The organism is Paenibacillus glycinis (assembly GCF_009909185.1).
Taxonomy (GTDB): Bacteria; Bacillota; Bacilli; order Paenibacillales; family Paenibacillaceae; genus Paenibacillus_Z; species Paenibacillus_Z glycinis.
Genome location: NZ_JAAAMV010000025.1, coordinates 87267 through 105091, shown reverse-complemented (window position 1 = coordinate 105091; position 17825 = coordinate 87267). Strand labels below are relative to the sequence as shown.

At 62.7% G+C, this 17825-nt stretch carries 13 protein-coding genes; 11 read left to right on the top strand and 2 right to left on the bottom strand.

What is annotated here, in order from left to right:
• Window positions 1-13: 13 nt before the first annotated feature.
• Together GT019_RS24875 and GT019_RS24870 are read right to left on the bottom strand one after the other, a co-directional pair.
• Complete coding sequence (locus GT019_RS24875) at window positions 14-1639, bottom strand: response regulator (protein ID WP_161746136.1); 1626 nt, start codon at window positions 1637-1639, stop codon at window positions 14-16.
• Window positions 1636-3444, bottom strand: coding sequence for a sensor histidine kinase (locus tag GT019_RS24870; RefSeq protein WP_161746135.1), 1809 nt, complete (start codon window positions 3442-3444; stop codon window positions 1636-1638). The genes GT019_RS24875 and GT019_RS24870 overlap by 4 nt, the downstream gene beginning before the upstream one ends.
• Window positions 3445-3664: 220 nt before the next feature.
• Here GT019_RS24870 and GT019_RS24865 point away from each other — a divergent pair, with 220 nt between their 5' ends.
• The 11 genes from GT019_RS24865 (at window position 3665) to GT019_RS24815 (ending at window position 17782) form a co-directional block, all read left to right on the top strand.
• A complete protein-coding gene (locus GT019_RS24865) occupies window positions 3665-5032 on the top strand; it encodes an ABC transporter substrate-binding protein (protein ID WP_161746134.1) in 1368 nt (455 codons plus the stop codon).
• 87 nt (window positions 5033-5119) lie between these two features.
• On the top strand, window positions 5120-6016 hold the full coding sequence (locus GT019_RS24860) for a carbohydrate ABC transporter permease (RefSeq protein ID WP_161746133.1): 897 nt from the start codon (window positions 5120-5122) through the stop codon (window positions 6014-6016).
• Window positions 6009-6857, top strand: coding sequence for a carbohydrate ABC transporter permease (locus tag GT019_RS24855; protein ID WP_161746132.1), 849 nt, complete (start codon window positions 6009-6011; stop codon window positions 6855-6857). Before GT019_RS24860 ends, GT019_RS24855 begins: the two co-directional genes overlap by 8 nt.
• A 33-nt stretch (window positions 6858-6890) precedes the next feature.
• Entirely contained in the window at window positions 6891-8933 is a 2043-nt protein-coding gene (locus GT019_RS24850) for a DUF4082 domain-containing protein (protein ID WP_161746131.1), read from the top strand.
• A 25-nt stretch (window positions 8934-8958) separates the two neighbouring features.
• A complete protein-coding gene (locus GT019_RS24845; RefSeq protein WP_201755578.1) occupies window positions 8959-9627 on the top strand; it encodes an RraA family protein in 669 nt (222 codons plus the stop codon).
• Window positions 9628-10659 carry a zinc-dependent alcohol dehydrogenase gene (locus GT019_RS24840; RefSeq protein WP_161746130.1) on the top strand — a complete coding sequence of 344 codons (1032 nt, stop codon included), beginning with the start codon at window positions 9628-9630 and terminating at the stop codon, window positions 10657-10659. It begins immediately after the preceding gene.
• Complete coding sequence (locus GT019_RS24835) at window positions 10656-11405, top strand: PIG-L deacetylase family protein (RefSeq protein ID WP_161746129.1); 750 nt, start codon at window positions 10656-10658, stop codon at window positions 11403-11405. Before GT019_RS24840 ends, GT019_RS24835 begins: the two co-directional genes overlap by 4 nt.
• A complete protein-coding gene (locus GT019_RS24830; protein ID WP_161746128.1) occupies window positions 11402-12559 on the top strand; it encodes a mandelate racemase/muconate lactonizing enzyme family protein in 1158 nt (385 codons plus the stop codon). The genes GT019_RS24835 and GT019_RS24830 overlap by 4 nt, the downstream gene beginning before the upstream one ends.
• A complete protein-coding gene (locus GT019_RS24825) occupies window positions 12556-13422 on the top strand; it encodes an amidohydrolase family protein (RefSeq protein ID WP_161746127.1) in 867 nt (288 codons plus the stop codon). Before GT019_RS24830 ends, GT019_RS24825 begins: the two co-directional genes overlap by 4 nt.
• A 521-nt stretch (window positions 13423-13943) precedes the next feature.
• Entirely contained in the window at window positions 13944-14798 is an 855-nt protein-coding gene (locus tag GT019_RS24820) for a hypothetical protein (protein ID WP_161746126.1), read from the top strand.
• Window positions 14799-14845: 47 nt separating this feature from the next.
• Window positions 14846-17782: an S-layer homology domain-containing protein gene (locus GT019_RS24815; protein WP_161746125.1), complete on the top strand. Its 2937-nt coding sequence runs from the start codon at window positions 14846-14848 to the stop codon at window positions 17780-17782.
• Window positions 17783-17825 lie beyond the last annotated feature (43 nt).

Sequence of the window (17825 nt, the reverse complement as noted above, 5' to 3'; positions counted from 1 at the left end):
CGTGCCGAGGATCTCAACCGAGCGCGGCGCCGCCGAAGCGGTCGCGGTATTGGGACGGCGTCAGCCCGGTCAGCTTCTTGAAGATTTGGCAGAAGTACTTCTCGTTCGCGTAGCCGACCTTGGCCGCGATCTCGTACGTTTTGTACGGGTGAGCCGAGAGGCCCTCGCAGGCCTTCCCGATACGGACCTTGTGCACGTAGTCGATGAAGTTGACGCCCATCGCCTGCTTGAACAGCAGGCAAAAATAGTTCGGGTTCACGTATACCCGGTTGGCGACGATGTCGAGCGTCAGCTCGCCCGCGTAGTTGGCCTCGATGAAGGCGACGGCCTGCTCGACCGTTTTGTGGCCGGATTTGCGGCTGTTGATCTTGCGGCAGACCTCGTCCGCCGTGCGAAGCGCGTTCTCCTTCAGCTGCCGCAGGGTGGGCGCGCCGAGCAGCGCGTCGATCGAGGCGAGTCCGCGCCCGAAGACGTCGTCGGGATTGGAGCGGGTCTCCAGGCACAAGTGATACAGCGACAGCAGGAGCGCCATGCAGCAGCGGACGGCATGGTCCTTGGAGGGGGAGCCCGGCGCCGCCAACGCCTCGAAGAAGGCGTCGACCTGACGCTCCAGGGCGGCGTGATGGCCGTTCTTCACGCTGTGCAGGATCTGCTTCTCCTCGGTAAACGGATAATTCGGCGCGGCCTGCTCCGGTTCTTCGCCGGAGAGTTCCTCGTAACGGACGAGGCAGCCGTCCCCGCGCGCGAAGCGCGCCTCCATGGCCTGCCGCGCCTCCGCGTAGGAACGGCGGAGCCGGCCGGTGCCCGGATACGCGCGGCCGATGCCGACCGAAGCCGTGAATCCGAGCTGGGCGCGCAGCGCTTCCTGCATGCGGGATAAGCCCTCCGCGAACGCGGCCTCGTCCTCTTCGGAGGCCAGATGCGCCATGAGGGCGAAATCGTCCTGGTCGTCGACGATCGCGACGGCCAAGCGGGCGTCCAAGCTCCGCTCCGCCGCGCTTCGCACGGAGAAGCGCAAGTACGCGATATCCGGATCCTTGGCACCGCCGCACAGCGCGCCGTAATCGTCGATGCGGACGATCGCGGCCGCTGCCTCCAGGGGCGGAAGCGCCATGCCGTAGAGGGCGAAGCCCTCCCGAGGGTCTTCCGCCGGCGAAAGCTCGCCGCGCAGGCACTTGAGCAGGAAGCGCTCCCGGAGAAACGGCATCTGCGAGTCGAGCATCGTCTGCAGGCCCGCGTACTTGTCCCGCTGCGCCCGCTCCTCCCGGATGAGTTCGGCGGTCTTCAGCACCGCGGCCAGAATCTCCTCGGGCATGCAGGGCTTCAGCAAATATTCCGAGACGCCGAATTTGAGCGCCTGCTGCGCGAAGGCGAAGTCGTCGTAGCCGCTCAGGAGAATCGCCTTGGACCCGTGGCCCTCCGCCCGCATCGCTTCGGCGACCTGCAGCCCGTTCAGCTCGGGCATCCGGATGTCCATGAGCAGGATGTCCGGCAGCGCCGCGCGAACGAGGGCGAGCGCCTGCAGGCCGTCCTCCGCTTCGCCGCACACCTCGATGCCGTTGCCTTCCCAATCGATCATCCCCCGAATCCCGTTCCGTACATCCTCTTCGTCGTCGACGATCAACAGCTTCATGCTCATGCCGTAATGCCTCCCTTGGTCGCCGGCGCTTCGGCCGGCACGATGATTTCCGCCCGCGTGCCTTGCCCCGGCGTGCTGGAGAACGCCACCGAATAACGGTCTCCGTAAATCAGCTTCAAGCGCTCCGCGACATTGTGCACGGCATAGCCGCCGGGCAGCTCCGGCATCGCCGCGGCGGCGGGGCGTTCCGCCGGCGGCGACAGCAGCGCCCGCAGCTGCTCCTCGTCCATGCCGACTCCGTCGTCCTCGACGACGAAGCGAAGCTCGTCGCCGTCGCGCGCGGCCGTCACGACGATATGTCCGCCGTTCTTCTTTTTCTCCAGCCCGTGCAGCAGGGCGTTCTCCACGAGCGGCTGCAGGATCAGCTTCGGGATGATGCACGGCAGCACGTCTTCCTCGAAGCGGATGTCGTAGGACAGCTTGTGCTTGTGCCGCTTCTGATGAAGCAGCAGGTAATGCTCGATGAGCTCCTTCTCCCTCGCCGCGACGGTCATGCCCTCCCCGCGGTTCAGGCTGATCCGGAAGAAACGGGACAGCGAGTAGATCATGGTGGCGATTTCCTTGTCCCCGGAGGCCTGCGCCTTCCAGAAGATGAGATCGAGCGTGTTATAGAGGAAGTGCGGGTTGATCTGCGCCTGCAGCGCACTCAGCTCGGCTTCCCGCTCGCGGATTTGCAGGACGTACATTTTATTGACCAGATCTTTAATGCTGGCGACCATCGTGTTGTAGCCTACGGCGAGCTGGCCGATCTCGTCGTTGTTCGCGATCTTCACGCGCTCGTCGAAGTGCCCGTCCTGGAAGCGGCGCATCGACCGCAGCAGCCGCTTGATGGGCAGCGTGAGCAGGGAGGACAGCAGCAGCATGACGGGCAGCAGGACGACAAGGCAGCCGGCGACGATGTAGAACGTGAATTTCTTGATGGCGTTCAATTCCTTGGTCAAGGAGACCATCGGCACCGCGTAATAAATCTTCCAGCCGACCTCGTTCAGGCTGCTGTAGGCGATCAGCATCGATTGTCCGCCGACCTTCTCCACCAGCGTGCCTTCCCGATGCCGGGCCGAATCGGCGACGAACCGGGCAGACCGCCCCTCGACCGGGTAGAAGTCCGGTCCCCCGTGCGAGATCACGGTGCCTCCGCCGTCGACGATCGCGATGCTGCCGCCGTTCGTCTGCAGATTGTCCGCGTACAGGTTCCGGATGTATTTCTCGTTCACGAACATGATGAGCAGGCCGATGTTGTGGTAATCGTTCAGGTCGCGAACCATGCGCCCCATGGCGATTTTGGGGTATTTGTTGTTCTGGATCAGCGGCTCGTCGTCCGAACGGAACCAATAGGGCTTCCCCTGCTGCGCGTCGATCTTCCGGTAGGTGTCGCTGCGGGAGAACACCGAGAACGGGTAGATGCCGTTGCTGCCGTCGTTGCTCATATGGAACGGAATGTGATCGTCCGACAGGTTGTACAGGATCGTGAGGTTGATGTAGCTCTTGGCCGCGATCAGGCTCATGGTGAACAGCAGCGATTTGTCGGCGTAGAGCGGGCTGGATGTGCCCTTCAGAAAGGATTGGACGAGATCGTGCAGCTCGAGCTGCATGGAGATGTCGTCGATCTCCCGCTGCAGGAAATTCAGGTTGGCGTCGATCTGCTTGACGGTGGCCTGATTGGCGATGCTCACCTTGTTGACGACGCTGTCCGCGGAGTATTGATAGGAGAAGTAGCCCAGCACGGACGAGATGAAGATGATCGTGCCGTAGATCGAGAGAATGAGCTTGGCGCGGATACTCAGCCCGGGAGAGGGGATCTTCATCGGCATTCGCTCCGTCGTTCGGATTTGGAAGCGGCCGTCCGCAGCCGGGACGGGCGTCTGTCCGCTTTATGTAACCAAATATAACATGATTTGGACTCGCCGTTAGGTACATGTCGTAATTTTCTGAAAATATTAAACCCAATGTGAATTTTACTGCCTTAAAAGGCGGAAAAGCATGTGCTATATTCTCTCTAGGCTAATCAAAAAGGGGGATGGAACCATGGTTTCAGTGAAAAAAGCATGCTCGGCCGCCTTGGCGGTCTCGCTGCTCGCGGTGCCGCTGTACGGCTGCGGGGCAGACGACAACGGCGTGAATTCCGGCACGGCGAACGCCCCGAACGCGGCGTCCGGTTCGGCGAACGGCGCTTCGGACGGCGCGTCGAACGCAGGGGCCGCGGAGCCGGCCGCGGACGAGAACGTCACGCTCACGGTCTCGATGATGAGCTCGGACTGGGTGGACGCCGCGCAGGAGATCGTGGATCAGTTCACGGCGAAGTACCCGAACATCAAGGTCGACTTCTCCCAGGTGCCGAACGACACGAACGCCGAGTACCTGCAGCCGAAGGCGGCGGCCAACTCGCTGCCGGATTTCATGACGATCGACGGCGGCGCGTTCGGCGCCCAGCTGGCCGATACCGGACTGATCGCCGACCTGAAGGACAGCGACGCGGGCAAGAACACGATCGACGGCCTGAAGCCGGTGTTCACCTCGGGCGCCGGCAAGCTGTTCGGCATCGCCGGCGGATTGTCCACGACCTTGATCTACTACAACAAGAAGCTGTTCGACCAAGCCGGCATCAAGGACCTGCCGCAGAACTGGGAGGACTTCCTCGCGGCATGCGAGCAGCTCAAGAGCAGCGGCATCACGCCGCTCATCGTGGCGGGGGCGGACGGCACGGTCAACAACACCGTGTGGAGCAACGGCTTCTCGAACAACGTCGTGGCGAAGGATCCCGACGCGGTCAAGAAAATCGCGGACGGGACGTTCGACTTCAACACGCCGGAGTACGCCGATATTTTCGCCAAGTTCAAGACGCTGTTCGATAAAGGCTACCTCATCAAAGGCGTCACGAGCCTGCAGTACAGCCAAGCGAACGACGAGTTCCTGCAAGGCAAGGCGGCGATGTCCTTCAGCGGCATCTGGCTGGCGGGCACGATGATGCAGGCCGGCTTCGGCACCGGCGTCATGATGCCGCCGTGGAACGTCAAAGGGCAGGACCGCGTGCCGGTCGTGGCCACCGAGACGGGCTTCGCGGTCGCGGAGGGCAAGCACAAGGACGCGGCGCTCAAGTTCCTGGACTTTATCGTCAACGGCGACGGTTATTATATCTATCAGAACAAGCGCGGCAATATTCCGATGACGAAGGCGCCCGACGCGGGCAAGCTCAAGATCGATCCCGCCGTCTCCGCTTACGTGGACGACCTCAAGACGTACGCGAAGACCGGTCCGCTCTGGTTCGAAGTGCTGCCTTCGGAGGTGCAGGCCTCGCTGGTGCAGACGTTCCAGCGGGTGCTGACGGGCGAGCTGACGCCGGAAGGCGCGGCCAAGTTCACGCAGGAGACGTACCTGCAAGCGATCAAGAAGTAATCCGATTCCGGAGACGGCGCGCGGCACGGGCGTTCGGCATGATCCTTCCCGCGCCTCCGGCTCCTTCCGTCAGAGAGGTGGCACAGCATGAGGGTTTGGTACCGCAACAACCGTTCCGCCGTCGCGGGCGCCGCGTTCGTCCTGCCGGCGCTCGCCGTCATCGGCGTCTTCTTCCTCTACCCGGCCTTGATGTCCTTCCGCTACAGCTTCACGAATTGGAACGGCATCAGCCCCGACTTCGATTACGTCGGCTGGGATAATTTTCGCTATGTCCTGCAGTCCCCGCAATTCAAGCAGCTCATCTGGAACACGCTCTTCCTGATCGGCTTGTACGTGCCCGTCCTGAATCTGATCGCGATGCTGCTCGCCGTCCTGATCTACGACGTCCGGCGGTTCGCGAGCGCGTATAAAGCGATCATCTACCTGCCGAACATCTTCTCCATGGTCGTCGTCGGGATTATCTGGAAGGTCATCTACAATCCGGTGTTCGGCCCCGTCGCCCTCGTGCTCGAGAAGCTCGGCAAGGAAAGCTGGGCGCAGGATTGGCTCGGCCAGACGTCGACCGTCATGCCGGCGCTGAGCCTCAGCATCGTCTGGTATTCCATCGGATTCTACTTGATGATCTACCTCGGCGGGCTGAGCACGATTCCGCACGATATCTACGAATCCGCGAGCATCGACGGCATTACGTGGTTCCGGCGGCTGCGCCATCTCACGTTCCCGCTGCTGTCGCACGCGATCACGATCAACGTCGTCGTCTCCGCGATCGGCATCCTGACGATCTTCGACCTGCCGTTCGTGCTGACGGGCGGAGGCCCCGGCTTCGCGTCCCAGACGATGGCGATCTCGATCTACATCTACGCGTTCAAAAGCATGCAGCAGGGCAGCGCGATGGCGCTCGCCGTGATCCTGACGCTCGTCACGACCGCGATCACGCTCGGTCTGCTGCGGCTGCTGAACCGAAGGGAAGCCGCCCATGAATAAGGCGCGCGGCGGAAGCCGCCTGCAGAAGCCCCAAGCCGCGACCCATCTCTTATTGGCGCTCGTGGCGCTGGTTTACCTGCTGCCATTATGGTATGCGCTCAATAACGCGTTTAAGTTCGCGGAAGCGATCTCGGTGCAGCCCTTCTGGCTGACGAGGCATTCCTTCACGTTCGACAATATCGCCAGGGCTTACGGGCAGCTGCACTTCAAGACGGCGTTCTTCAACAGCGCGCTGATCCTGGCGCTGTCCTTGCTGCTGCTCGTGACGCTCGGTTCGCTCGCCGCTTACGGCGTCATTCTGCCGAACAACCGCGCGGTCAGAAGGCTGTACACGTTCTTCGTCGCGCTCATCTCCGTGCCGCCCCAGATTACGATCGTGCCCCTGCTGCTGCTGCTCAAACGGCTCGATCTGATCAACAGCTTCCTCGGCGTGGCGTTCGTGTACGCGGGGATGTATCTACCCTTCGTGATTTTCCTGTACGCGGGCTTCATGCGTTCGATTCCGAAGGAGATCGTCGAGTCTGCTTCGATCGACGGCTGCGGTCCCTTCAGGACGTATGTTCATATCTACATGCCCTTGCTCAAGACGATCACCGGCATCGTGCTCGTCATCCGGGGGGTGAGCATCTGGAACGACCTGCTGGTGCCGCTGATCGTGCTGAACAAGAACGCGATGTTCACGCTGCCGCTTCAGCTGTATATTTTCAGCACCTCGAAGGTCGGGCAGTGGGATCTCGTATTCGGCGGAACGGTGCTCGTCTGCCTGCCGATCACGGTGTTCTTTCTCGCATTCCAGAAGTCGTTCGTGAAGGGCGTCATGGCGGGCAGTCTCAAAGGGTAATGCAAGCAGCACTTATTCGGGAGGGAAATCGGGATGGATGTTACGCGAAAAACGCAGTTGTCCGCGCTGTCGCTGATCGTCTTGCTCATGTCGTTCTTCTGGCTGTTCGCCCTGCCGGGCAGGGCCAGCGCGATGGACGTCAGCGTCCTCGGCTACGGCGCCGTCGGCAACGGCACGACGAACGACAGGGCGGCGATCCAGGCGGCGATCGACGCGGTGAACGCGGCGGGGGGCGGGACGGTCAATTTCCCCGGCGGCTATACGTTCCTGACGGGGGATTTGACGCTGAAGAGCAACGTGACGCTGAACCTGAACGCGAACGCGGTGCTCAAGGAAAGCCAGAACACGGCGCATTACGCGCATGCGCAGACGTTCGGCCGGCTCAAGTCCGGCTCCATTCCATGGAACGCGTGGGCCGACAACAACTATCCGCTGATCTTCGCCGGTCCGGGCACGACGAACGTCGCGATCACGGGAGCCGGCAAAATCCAGATGACGTATACCGGCAACGACGCCACCAGCATTATCATCCACGCGATCGGCTTTTACCAAGTCAACAATTTCACGATCTCGAACATTACGATCGACGGCTCGACGATGTACAACATCGCGCTCCGCCAGTCCACGAACGGCGTCGTGACCGGCGTGACGACGAGCAATCCGGCGACGCTCAACAGCGACGGCGTGAGCCTCGCGAATTGCCAGAACATCCATGTCTACAACAACAACCTGACGACGGGGGACGACGGCATCTACGTCTGGGCGTCGTACAACGATCCGCGGGGCGGCACCTGGTGGTCCACGGCGAGCCCGATTCCGACGAAGAACATCGAGGTGGACCACAACAACGTCGACGTGCAGTGCGCCGGGGGCTGCCATGGCTTCCTGTTCATCAACTGGACCGGAGGCAACCCGGACCAATCGACATCGGAGGTATCCCGGGTCAACGTGCATGACAACACGCTGAAGGCGACGTACCCGATCGGAGCGCTGCTCGACGATCCGTACACCTCGGGACCGCGGACGCCGACGGAGTCCGTGACGTTCAAGAACAATACGCTCATTCCGGTCAACGGCGGCACGAAGCTCGACGGCAACGTCGCGGGGATGCCGAAGACGGATTTCTCCGGCGATGCGGATTTCGCGGGCATCACGAGCTCGACGACGCTGCTGAACACGAATTTCGACGGCGCGGGCGCGTCAAGTTCGACGTATAAGCAGACGTCCTTCTGGACGGTCGAAGGCGGCGGCGGAGCGAGCAACGCCGCGGTCGGGCAGCCGGGCGGCTATTACGGCCTCATCCAGAATTTCAACGCGGGCTATGCCGGCATCTATCAGGGCGTTCATCTGACGCCGGGGACGTACACCTTCTCCGCCAGCGTGCAAAGCAGCGGCGCTTCGCTCCGCATGTTCGCGATCAAGGCGTCGGACGGCACGGTCCTGCAGAGCTCCGCGTTCAGCGGCACGACGTGGACGGCGAAGTCGATCTCGTTCACGGTAACGACCGCCGGCACGTACCGGCTCGGCATCGACAGCAACGGCAGCGCGAGCGCCGCGGCGTGGGGCCGGATCGATTCCGCGGCGCTGACGACGGGGGGCGGCGGCGCGAGCGGCTCGATCTTCACGACGCAGACGCCGGCGGCCTACGACAACGATACGCAATACGAGCTGGGCACGAAGTTTTATTCCACGGTGGCCGGGACGATCACGAAGGCCCGCATCTATGCCAACGCGACCGAGGGCGGCGCCCATACGGTGCGCATCTGGAAGGTCTCGACGGGCACGACAGTGGCGGGACCGTATACGTGGAACATCACGGCCGGCACGGCGGGCTGGAAGGAATTCACGCTGCCGACGGCGCTCGCCATCGCGGCCAACACGGACTATATCGTGTCGGTATCGACGAGTTCCGATCATTGGTACCCGGCGACGAGCCACGGCTTCGACGGCCCGGTCAACAACGGCAATCTCATTACCTATACGGGCAGCGGCGTCTTCACGACGACGGCCGGGGCGATGCCGACCGCGACGTTCAATAACGCGAATTACTTCAGAGACGTGTACTTCGTACCGTGAATCGTGACCAAGGAGGTTCGGGCAGATGGAAATCGGCAATGACAAGACGTTGTTCGACCGGATGCAGCGGGAGCTGTACACGGCGGTGATCTGCGACAGCCTGGATGAGCTGGGCTACCGCAACCAGGCGATGAACGAGCGCATCCGGCCGCTTGAAGAAGGGAATGCGTGCATGGCCGGGCGCGCCAAAACGATACTATCCGTGGATGTGTATCATATCCAGGAGAATCCGTACGAGAAGGAGATCGCGTCGATCGACAGCATCCTGCCGGACGAGGTCGTCGTCGCGGCGACCAATCAATCGGTCCGCAACGGCATGTGGGGCGAGCTGCTCTCGACGGCCTCCAAGATGCGGGGCGCGCGGGGGGCGATCATCGACGGCCTCGTGCGGGATACGGGGAAGATCGTCGAGCTCGGCTTTCCGCTTCACTGCGCGGGGTATAAGCCCGTGGATTCAAGGGGCAGAGGGCTCGTGATCGATTACGACTGTCCCGTCGAGGCGGGCGGCGTGCTCGTCCATCCCGGGGATGTCGTCTTCGCGGATCGCGACGGCGTCGTCGTCATCCCGCAGGCCGTGCTGGAGGAGACGATCGCCCTCGCTTCGCGGAAGGTGAACGGCGAGAATCATACGCGCCGCGAATTGCTCGAGGGCAAGCTGCTGCGCGACGTGTACGAGAAATACGGGGTGCTCTAGATGCGGGCCATCGTATGGCAGCCGGACGGCAAGCTGGAAGAAGTCGCCGACTGGCCGGCTCCGGCGCCCGCCGACGATGAAGTGCTGGTCCGCGTGCGCGCGGCGGGCATCTGCTCGACGGATCTGCATATGGTGTCCGGCCGGTTGGATTTCGCGAAGCCGCCATGGGTGCTGGGCCACGAGATCGCGGGCACGGTCGAGCGGGTCGGCACGCGGGTATCCGGCTGGCAGGCGGGAGACCGGGTCGTCGTCGACCCGGTCGTCGGCTGCGGCCGCTGCCGGAGCTGCCAGTCCGGCCGCAAATACCTGTGTCCGGCCGGCGGCGAGCTCGGCACGACGATCGGCAGCGGCGGGTATGGCGCGTACGTCGCCGCGAAGCCGGGCAATCTCTACCGGCTGCCCGAGGCGCTGACGTTCGAGGAAGGCGCGATGATGGAGCCGCTGAACTGCACGCTCGGCGCCATCGACAGGGCGAGGAACGTGGCGGGCGCGCGCGTCGCCGTGTTCGGGGCCGGGCCGGCCGGGCAGCTGTTCGCGCAGCTCGCCCGCGTATACGGCGCGGCGTCCGTCACGCTGTTCGACAAGCGCGAGGAGCCGCTGGCGCTCGGGCTTCGGCTCGGCGCCGACGAGGCGGTCGATATCCGGCAGGGATCGCCGTCGCGTTACGGCGCGGCGTCCGTCTTCGACGTGGCCGTGGAGGCATCGGGCAGCGTGGAGGCGGTCCGTTCCTGCCTGGAGCTGGTCGCCCCGGGCGGAACGATCGTGCTGTACGGGCTGAACGGCGCGGAAGCGCCTTCCATTCCGTCGGATCGGATCGTCGCGAAGGACCTTGGCGTCGTGACCTGCATCTCGGCGCCGCTGCTTTGGGACCGCGGCATCCGACTGGCGGAGAGCGGCCGGATCAACGTCGGGGCGATCGTCACGGACAGGGTGCCGTTCGGCGCAGGCGCGGCGTTTCTGAACGAGCTGGCCGGCGGGAAGCGATCGGTCATCAAGGCGATCCTGACGGAGAAGGAGGACGGCGAGCGATGAGAATACTGGCGATCGGCGCCCATCCGGACGATATCGAGCTGCAATGCGCGGGCACGCTGGCGCTGTATAAGCGGCAGGGGCACGAGGTCTTCATGGCGGTCGCGACGAACGGCGACATGGGCAATTTCGACGTGCCGCCGGCCGAGCTGGCCGCGATCCGCGAGGCGGAATTCAAGGCCGCGTGCGCCGTGATCGGGGCGGAGCCGATCTGGATGGGCTTTCCCGACGAGAAGCTGGAGAATACGCTGGCGAACCGTCTCGCCTTCGTCGACCTGATCCGGTCCGCCGACCCGGATCTCGTCATCACGCACGGGCCGGACGATTACCACCCCGACCACCGCTATACGCACCAGCTCGTCTGGGACGCGCTGCCCTTGGCGGGCGTCGGCAGCTTGGCGACGGCGCATCCGGCGACCGCCCGGCAGGTGACGCTTTACTTCATGGACAATGTCGGGGGCATCGGCTTTCAGCCGACGGAGTTCGTGGACATCACGGAGACGATCGAAGCGAAGAAAGCGGCGCTCGCCAAGCACGCGAGCCAGCTGCGGATCTTCCGGCAGCTCATGGACGTCGACCTGCTCGACGTCGTGGACACGGTCGGCAAGTTCCGCGGCTACCAGGCGGGGAGCCGTTACGCGGAAGGCTTCGCGAAGGTGGAAGCCTGGTACAGGGGCTTGTCCCGCAGGCTGCTGCCCGAGGGTTCGGGCGCTTCGCGATTCGATTACCTGAAGGGGGACGCGCAATGAAAATCACCTCCATCGAGCTGGCCATCCTGGAAAGCCCGTACGATTACGGCATGGCCGACGACGCCTCCGATTCCCGCGGGCCGAAGTACGCCTTGATCGTGAAGGTAAGCACGGACGAAGGCATCGTCGGCATCGCCGATTGCGATTCGCATCCGCATGTCATGAAGGCGCTCATCGACGCGCCCCGGTATTTGAAGTCGTTCTCGGAAGGCTTGAAGTACGCGGTCATCGGGGAAAATCCGTTCGAATACGACAAGATCTGGACGAACATGTACGCGTCCTCGTATTACCAGGGCCGGCGCGGCGCGGCCATCCATGCGATGAGCGCCATCGACATCGCGATCTGGGATATTATCGGCAAGGCGTCCGGCCAACCGGTCGGCGTCATGCTCGGCGCCCGCAACCATGAGCGCATCAAGGCTTATGCCAGCACGCTGTTCCGGCGCACGCCGGAGGCGATGAAGGAAGCCGTCCGCAAGTACCGCGCGCTCGGCTACCGGGCGATGAAGTTCGGTTGGGGCGCCGTGGCCGAGGATCCCCGCCGGGTCGTAGCGCTCGTCGCGGCGGCGCGGGAGGAAGCGGGCGACGGCATGGACATCATGGTCGACGGCATGTGGACGCCCGACGTCAAGCTGGCGATCCGGCTCGTGAAGGAGCTGGAGCAGTACGGGGTCTTCTTCGTCGAGGAGCCGCTTCACGCGGACAATCTCGAGGGCTACCGCAAGCTGGCGAACGCCGTCGACGTCCGCATCGCCTGCGGCGAGCAGCTCGGCGGCTTGTACGAATACAAGCAGCTCATCGCGGAGGGGGACATCGACATCATTCAGCCCGACGTCTCCCGCGCCGGCGGGCTGACGGAGACGCGCAGGCTGGTGGCGATGGCGGAGCAGGCGGGCAAATTGATCGTGCCGCACGCGTGGACGTCGGATATTCTGACCGCGGCGTCGCTGCATTTGAACGCGTACCAGAAGCATCCGCTGTTCCAGGAATTCTGCACGAACGATACGCCGCTCAGCCGCGATCTCGTCGCGGAGCCGCTCAAGCTTGACGGCGAAGGGTACGTCGCGGTGCCCGCCGGGCCCGGGCTCGGGGTCGAGCTGGACGACGAGGCCGTTCGCAAATACACGGTCGACGCCTTGAAGGTGACGTTATGATCTTCGACGGGCACACGCATTTGTTCGGGCCGGGTCATGTGGGCGGAAGCTTCTTGTCGGACGCGAAGAAAGCATGGGGAGACGGCTACGAGCTGCAGACGACGCCGGAGGATCACTGGAACGTCTACCGTCATGCGGACGGGGCGATCGTTCTGGCGTTCAACTGCCCGCAGACCGGCGTCGTCGTGCCGAACGAATACGTCGCGGCATACGTGGAAGGCCATCGCGGCCGGCTGTTCGGCTTCGCCAGCGTCGATCCGCATGCGCCGGACGCGCCGGCGCAGCTGGAGTTTGCGGTGAGGGAATACGGCCTCGTCGGGCTGAAGCTCGCGCCGATCTACCAGAATTTCTACCCGGGCGACCGCGCGTACTTCCCGCTTTACGCCAAGGCAGACGAACTCGGCATTCCGATCCTGTGGCATCAGGGCACGTCGTTCGTGTCCCAAGGGTTCCTGGACGCTTCGCGCCCGGAGCTGCTCGATCCGATCGCGCGGACATTCCCTTCGCTCAAGATGATCGTCGCGCATCTCGGCCATCCGTGGCATGCGGAGTGCGTGTCGCTCATCCGCAAGAATCCGAACGTCTACGCCGATCTGTCCGCGCTCGTCCCGCGGCCGTGGCAGTTCTACAACGCCATGATGAACGTGACGGAATACCGCGTGGCGCATAAAGTGCTGTTCGGCTCCGATTTTCCGTTCTTCACGCCGCAGCAGACGATCGACGGCGCGCGCGCGATCAACGGAATTCTGGAAGGAACGAAGCTGCCGCGCGTGCCGGAAGAGGAGATCGAAGCGATCCTTCGCCGGGACACGGTCGGGCTGCTGGGCTTGGCCGAGCTCGCCGCGAGACGCGGGCAGGCGTGAGACGCATCCGTAACCGCTCGAAGCCGGATACCTGCCTGTCGGGCGGGTTCCGGTTTTTTCGCGTTGCCCGGAAGAGAGAGAAGCCGCTCTGCCGCGCGAGATGCGACTGTCCGAAAAAGGCTGCGGCGGCTTCAAACGGTCGTTCTCGCAAGTTAGGGGGAGCAGAATCATGACGGAATCGCCGAGAGTCTCCTATTCGATGCCGAAAGCGAAAATTTAATTCCGACAAAATCGATAGGAAAAATATTGACAAGGCGGTGTCAGGTATTTAAGATATGGATATGTAAACCAACGACGGTTTTGTCGGATGACTTGGAACGATCTATCTACTGGACCAACCAGAGATTCAATGAGCGCTTGAACCGCAGCGCGCTCGTTGGATCTTCTTTTTTTATCCGGAACTATCCTAACGGGAGGGACGACCGAGAGTTTGACCGCAAGATGCAAGGCAACTGTCGTTACGTTGAACTGAACCATCGAACAAGCATGCCAAATCCGAACTAGAGGGGCTGTCGTACCAAATGAAAAAGCTGACCAAAACGACCTTATCTTTCGTTATCGCGAGCGCGGTCTTCCTGGCGCTGACGTTCGCCGCCGTCAACGCGAACAAAAAAACGCAAAACGATCCGTCCGGCGCGCCGACTGCGGCCGAAACGAACCAAACGACCGCTCCGCAAACCGCGGCTGCGGAATCCGAGCAGCCTGCTGCGGCCGAAACGGCCGTCGTCGCCGAATCGGCTGCCGTCACGGAAATCGCGGCGCAGGACGCGTCCTCGACCGACGCGGCGCAGCCTGCAGCGGCAGAACAAACGGCTGAGACTGCGAAGCAGCCTGCAGCGCAAGACGAGCCGTCGCAGCCGGCGGACACGAAGACAGCTGCGCAAGACGCGCCGTCGCAGCCATCCGGCAATGCAAGCTCCGCCTCGAACCAAGCCAAGGTGAAGACGGCCGTGCTGACGCAGCCTTCCGCTTCCAAGGAAGAAGCGCCGAAAACGACGGAAGCACAGCCGAAAGCGCCTGCCAAACCGGCGGCATCGAATGCGGCTCAGCCGAAAGCTTCCGCGCCGGCATCCAAACCGTCAGCATCCAAACCGGCGGCTGCGGTGTCCGCGCCTGCTTCCAATTCGGCGGAGAATACGGTACCGGTATCCGCTCCCGTAGAGAAAGCGCCGAAGAAAGTCGGCTCCATCGTAGCGGCCAAGGAAGAAAAAGCGCCGGAGACGGCGGTCGAAGCCGCGCCAACGCAATCGTCCCCTTCGCCTTCGTCGAATTCCGGCTCGTCGTCGCCTAGCGCTTCCAATCCCGATCCGGCACCCGCGCCGACAGATCCCGGTTCTTCGGACGACGAAGATTGCGGCATCGAAGATTGCGGTTAATCCGGCCATTCCATTCCCACTCAATCTAAACTAGGAGCTATAGCCATATGAGGAAACCTACTTTCGCGGCAAGGATCGTTGCCTTGCTGCTTGCCTTGCTCATCTCGGTGCCGGCGTTTTCCGCAAACGCCGACGCCGGCGATTCTTCGGCCGTCGTCTCGACGGGCAGCGGCACCGGCGCAACGAGCCATTACGATTATTTCAGCGACGTCTATCCAAGCTTGAACGACGCGAGCCATGTGTTCAAGACGGTTACCTACGAGGATCTCGCGCATATCCTCGGCAGCGAGGGCAAATATGCGATCCTGTTCGGCGGAGCATCGCTGCCGAGCACGCAGGCCGAGATCGGCTACATCGATCAGGTGGCCAAAGCCTACGGCATCTCCACGATCTACAATTTCGACACCAAGCTGGACGGACTCACCTTGGACATCGCGGACAGCGGCAACGCATTCGCCAGCGTGTACACCGATCTCGTCAACAAATATTTGACGGAGAAGAATGCGGCGGGCGCGGCGGTCGGGGCAAGCCCGGCGGCCGACGTGAAGGACAAGACGTTCCTGTTCGTCTACGACAAGGACCACAAGAACGGCGACAACAGCCAGCCGATCGTGGCTTCCTTGAAGAACGACGGCAGCGCGGCGGACTTCCTGACGGACGGCGCGGTGGACGCATCCAAAGTAGACGCGTTCAAGACGCAGGTTCAGAACGTGTTGGGCGCTGCGCCGGCGGTGGACTACGCGACCGTCGCCAACAACGATTTCTTCGAGCCGGCGTTCAACCAGAACGTGAAGCACAACTCGCCGAACGTCGGCCGTGACATCTTCGGAGCGGAGGACGGACAGCTCGTGTTCGAGCATGTGACGTACCACGAGCTGACGAGGCTGCTCGACAGCCACGGCAACTACGCGATCCTCTTCGGCGGATCCTGGTGCCCGAACACGCAGGCGGCCATCAAGTTCATCAACGAGTACGCGAAGAAATACAACATCGACAAAGTCTACATGTGGGATCCGCGGCTGGATGCGGGCGTGGACGTCACGCAGACCGATTCGCCCGATTTCGATTCCCATGACATCGATCGTCTGATGGTGCGGGGAACCGGCCATCCGTACGCGAACCTGTACGTGGATCTGGTCAACAAGTACCTGACGAACATCCAGACGCAATACGTCAAAGGCACGACGAACGTGACGTACAAGGACGCGAACGGCCAGGACGTCGTCGCGAACAAGCTGCAGGTGCCGTATCTGTACATCTACAATAAGGACAATAAAGACGCATCCGGCGTCAGCGCGCCGATTCTCGGTCACGTGGAGCTGATGTACTCGTGGACGAACATTCAGCCCGACTACCAATCGAACGGCGTATTGCCGAACACGGCGTACAAGACGGCGCTGGACGCGCTGTTCTCCCGTCTGGAATCCGTGCCGACGCAGGCAGCGGGCGTAGCGCCGACGACGTCGGCGAACAACGACGGCCGAATCACGGGCGTAACCGCGGCGCTGGAATACAAGGCTGCGGGAGCGGCGAATTACACGCCGGTCACGGGCACGAGCATCACTGGGTTGGCGGCGGGCACGTACAATGTCCGCTATGCGGCGAAGCCGGGCTATAACGGTCCGGTCAGTTCGAGATCGAACGGCGTCACCACGCTGATCGCGCCGACGCAAGTACCGTACGCGGCAGGCGAATCTGTGGACGTTATCGTTCCGGCCGGACCGACCGGCGGCGGCAATACCGGCGGCGGCACTACGGGCGGAAGCACGACTCCGGTCAAGGATGACGGCGTAACGACGACGACGTCCGGATCGACGACGACTTCTTCCATCGACGTTCCGGCCAAGACCGACGCCGACGGAAACACGACGGCCGTCGTAACCAAGGAAGCCGCGGCCGCGTTGGTCGACAGCGCCAAGAAGACGGAATCGGCCGGCAACGTCGCGGTCGCCGAGCTTAAAGTGGCGTCCGCCGCGGACACGCAGACGGCCCGAATCAGCATTCCGCGCGCCGTGATCGACGATGTGGCGGCGAACACGAAAGCGCAAGTGAAAATCAACTATGCCGCCGTCGGTACCGTTCAATTCGATACGCAAGCGTTGAAAACCATCAGCGCCGCCGGAACGGGCGACGTAACGATCGAGATCGCCAAGCGCGAATTGACCGCCGAAGGCAAAGAAGTCTTGGGTGACAGACCCGTGTACGACCTGTCGGTTAAAGCAGGCGATACGTTGGTTTCCGACTTCGGCGGAGGCAGCGTCAAGGTCAGCGTGCCTTACGCGCCGAAAACCGGCGAGGATCCGAACGCCATCATCGTGTATTACATTACGGAAGACGGGTATCTGGAGCCGGTAAGGGGCAAGTACAACCCGGCGACGGGCACGGTGGATTTCGTGACGGCGCATTTCTCGCAATACATCGTGGCGTACAACAAAGTCGCTTTCGACGACGTTTCCGACGCGGCTTGGTACGGCAAGGCCGTTACCTTCCTGGCAGCGCGGGAGATCGCGACCGGCACCGACGACACGCATTACAGCCCGCTGGCGAACGTGACTCGCGGCCAGTTCCTCGTGCTGCTGCTGAAGGCGTACGGCATCGAGCCGAACGAAGCCGAAGCGAATAATTTCGCAGATGCGGGCAATGCGTACTACACGCCATACCTCGGAGCGGCGAAACGTCTCGGCATTACGACGGGACTCGGCGACAACCTGTTCGCGCCGGATAAGGCGATTACCCGCCAAGACTTGTTCACCCTGCTCTACCGCGCGCTCGACGTGCTCGGCAAGCTGCCTTCGGGCGATGCAGGTTCGGCCGTATCGAGCTTCGCCGATGCGGGCAAGATCGCCGGCTACGCGCAGGATGCGTTCCAAGCGCTCGTGAAAGGCGGCGTCGTAACCGGGAGCGGCGGCAAGCTGAACCCCGCGGGATTGACGACGAGGGCCGAAGTGGCGCAAGTGCTGTACAAGCTGCTTTCGAACGAATAGCATCTTGAATTTTCTCAAGGAACGGGCATCCAACCGGATACCC

Excerpts from the sequence above, each read along its gene's own strand:
- GT019_RS24875 (WP_161746136.1), bottom strand. The coding sequence starts at position 1,639 with ATGAGCATGAAGCTGTTGATCGTCGACGACGAAGAGGATGTACGGAAC.
- GT019_RS24855 (WP_161746132.1), top strand. The coding sequence starts at position 6,009 with ATGAATAAGGCGCGCGGCGGAAGCCGCCTGCAGAAGCCCCAAGCCGCG.
- GT019_RS24840 (WP_161746130.1), top strand. The coding sequence starts at position 9,628 with ATGCGGGCCATCGTATGGCAGCCGGACGGCAAGCTGGAAGAAGTCGCC.
- GT019_RS24830 (WP_161746128.1), top strand. The coding sequence starts at position 11,402 with ATGAAAATCACCTCCATCGAGCTGGCCATCCTGGAAAGCCCGTACGAT.
- GT019_RS24865 (WP_161746134.1), top strand. The coding sequence starts at position 3,665 with ATGGTTTCAGTGAAAAAAGCATGCTCGGCCGCCTTGGCGGTCTCGCTG.
- GT019_RS24825 (WP_161746127.1), top strand. The coding sequence starts at position 12,556 with ATGATCTTCGACGGGCACACGCATTTGTTCGGGCCGGGTCATGTGGGC.
- GT019_RS24835 (WP_161746129.1), top strand. The coding sequence starts at position 10,656 with ATGAGAATACTGGCGATCGGCGCCCATCCGGACGATATCGAGCTGCAA.
- GT019_RS24860 (WP_161746133.1), top strand. The coding sequence starts at position 5,120 with ATGAGGGTTTGGTACCGCAACAACCGTTCCGCCGTCGCGGGCGCCGCG.
- GT019_RS24815 (WP_161746125.1), top strand. The coding sequence starts at position 14,846 with ATGAGGAAACCTACTTTCGCGGCAAGGATCGTTGCCTTGCTGCTTGCC.
- GT019_RS24870 (WP_161746135.1), bottom strand. The coding sequence starts at position 3,444 with ATGAAGATCCCCTCTCCCGGGCTGAGTATCCGCGCCAAGCTCATTCTC.
- GT019_RS24820 (WP_161746126.1), top strand. The coding sequence starts at position 13,944 with ATGAAAAAGCTGACCAAAACGACCTTATCTTTCGTTATCGCGAGCGCG.
- GT019_RS24850 (WP_161746131.1), top strand. The coding sequence starts at position 6,891 with ATGGATGTTACGCGAAAAACGCAGTTGTCCGCGCTGTCGCTGATCGTC.
- GT019_RS24845 (WP_201755578.1), top strand. The coding sequence starts at position 8,959 with ATGGAAATCGGCAATGACAAGACGTTGTTCGACCGGATGCAGCGGGAG.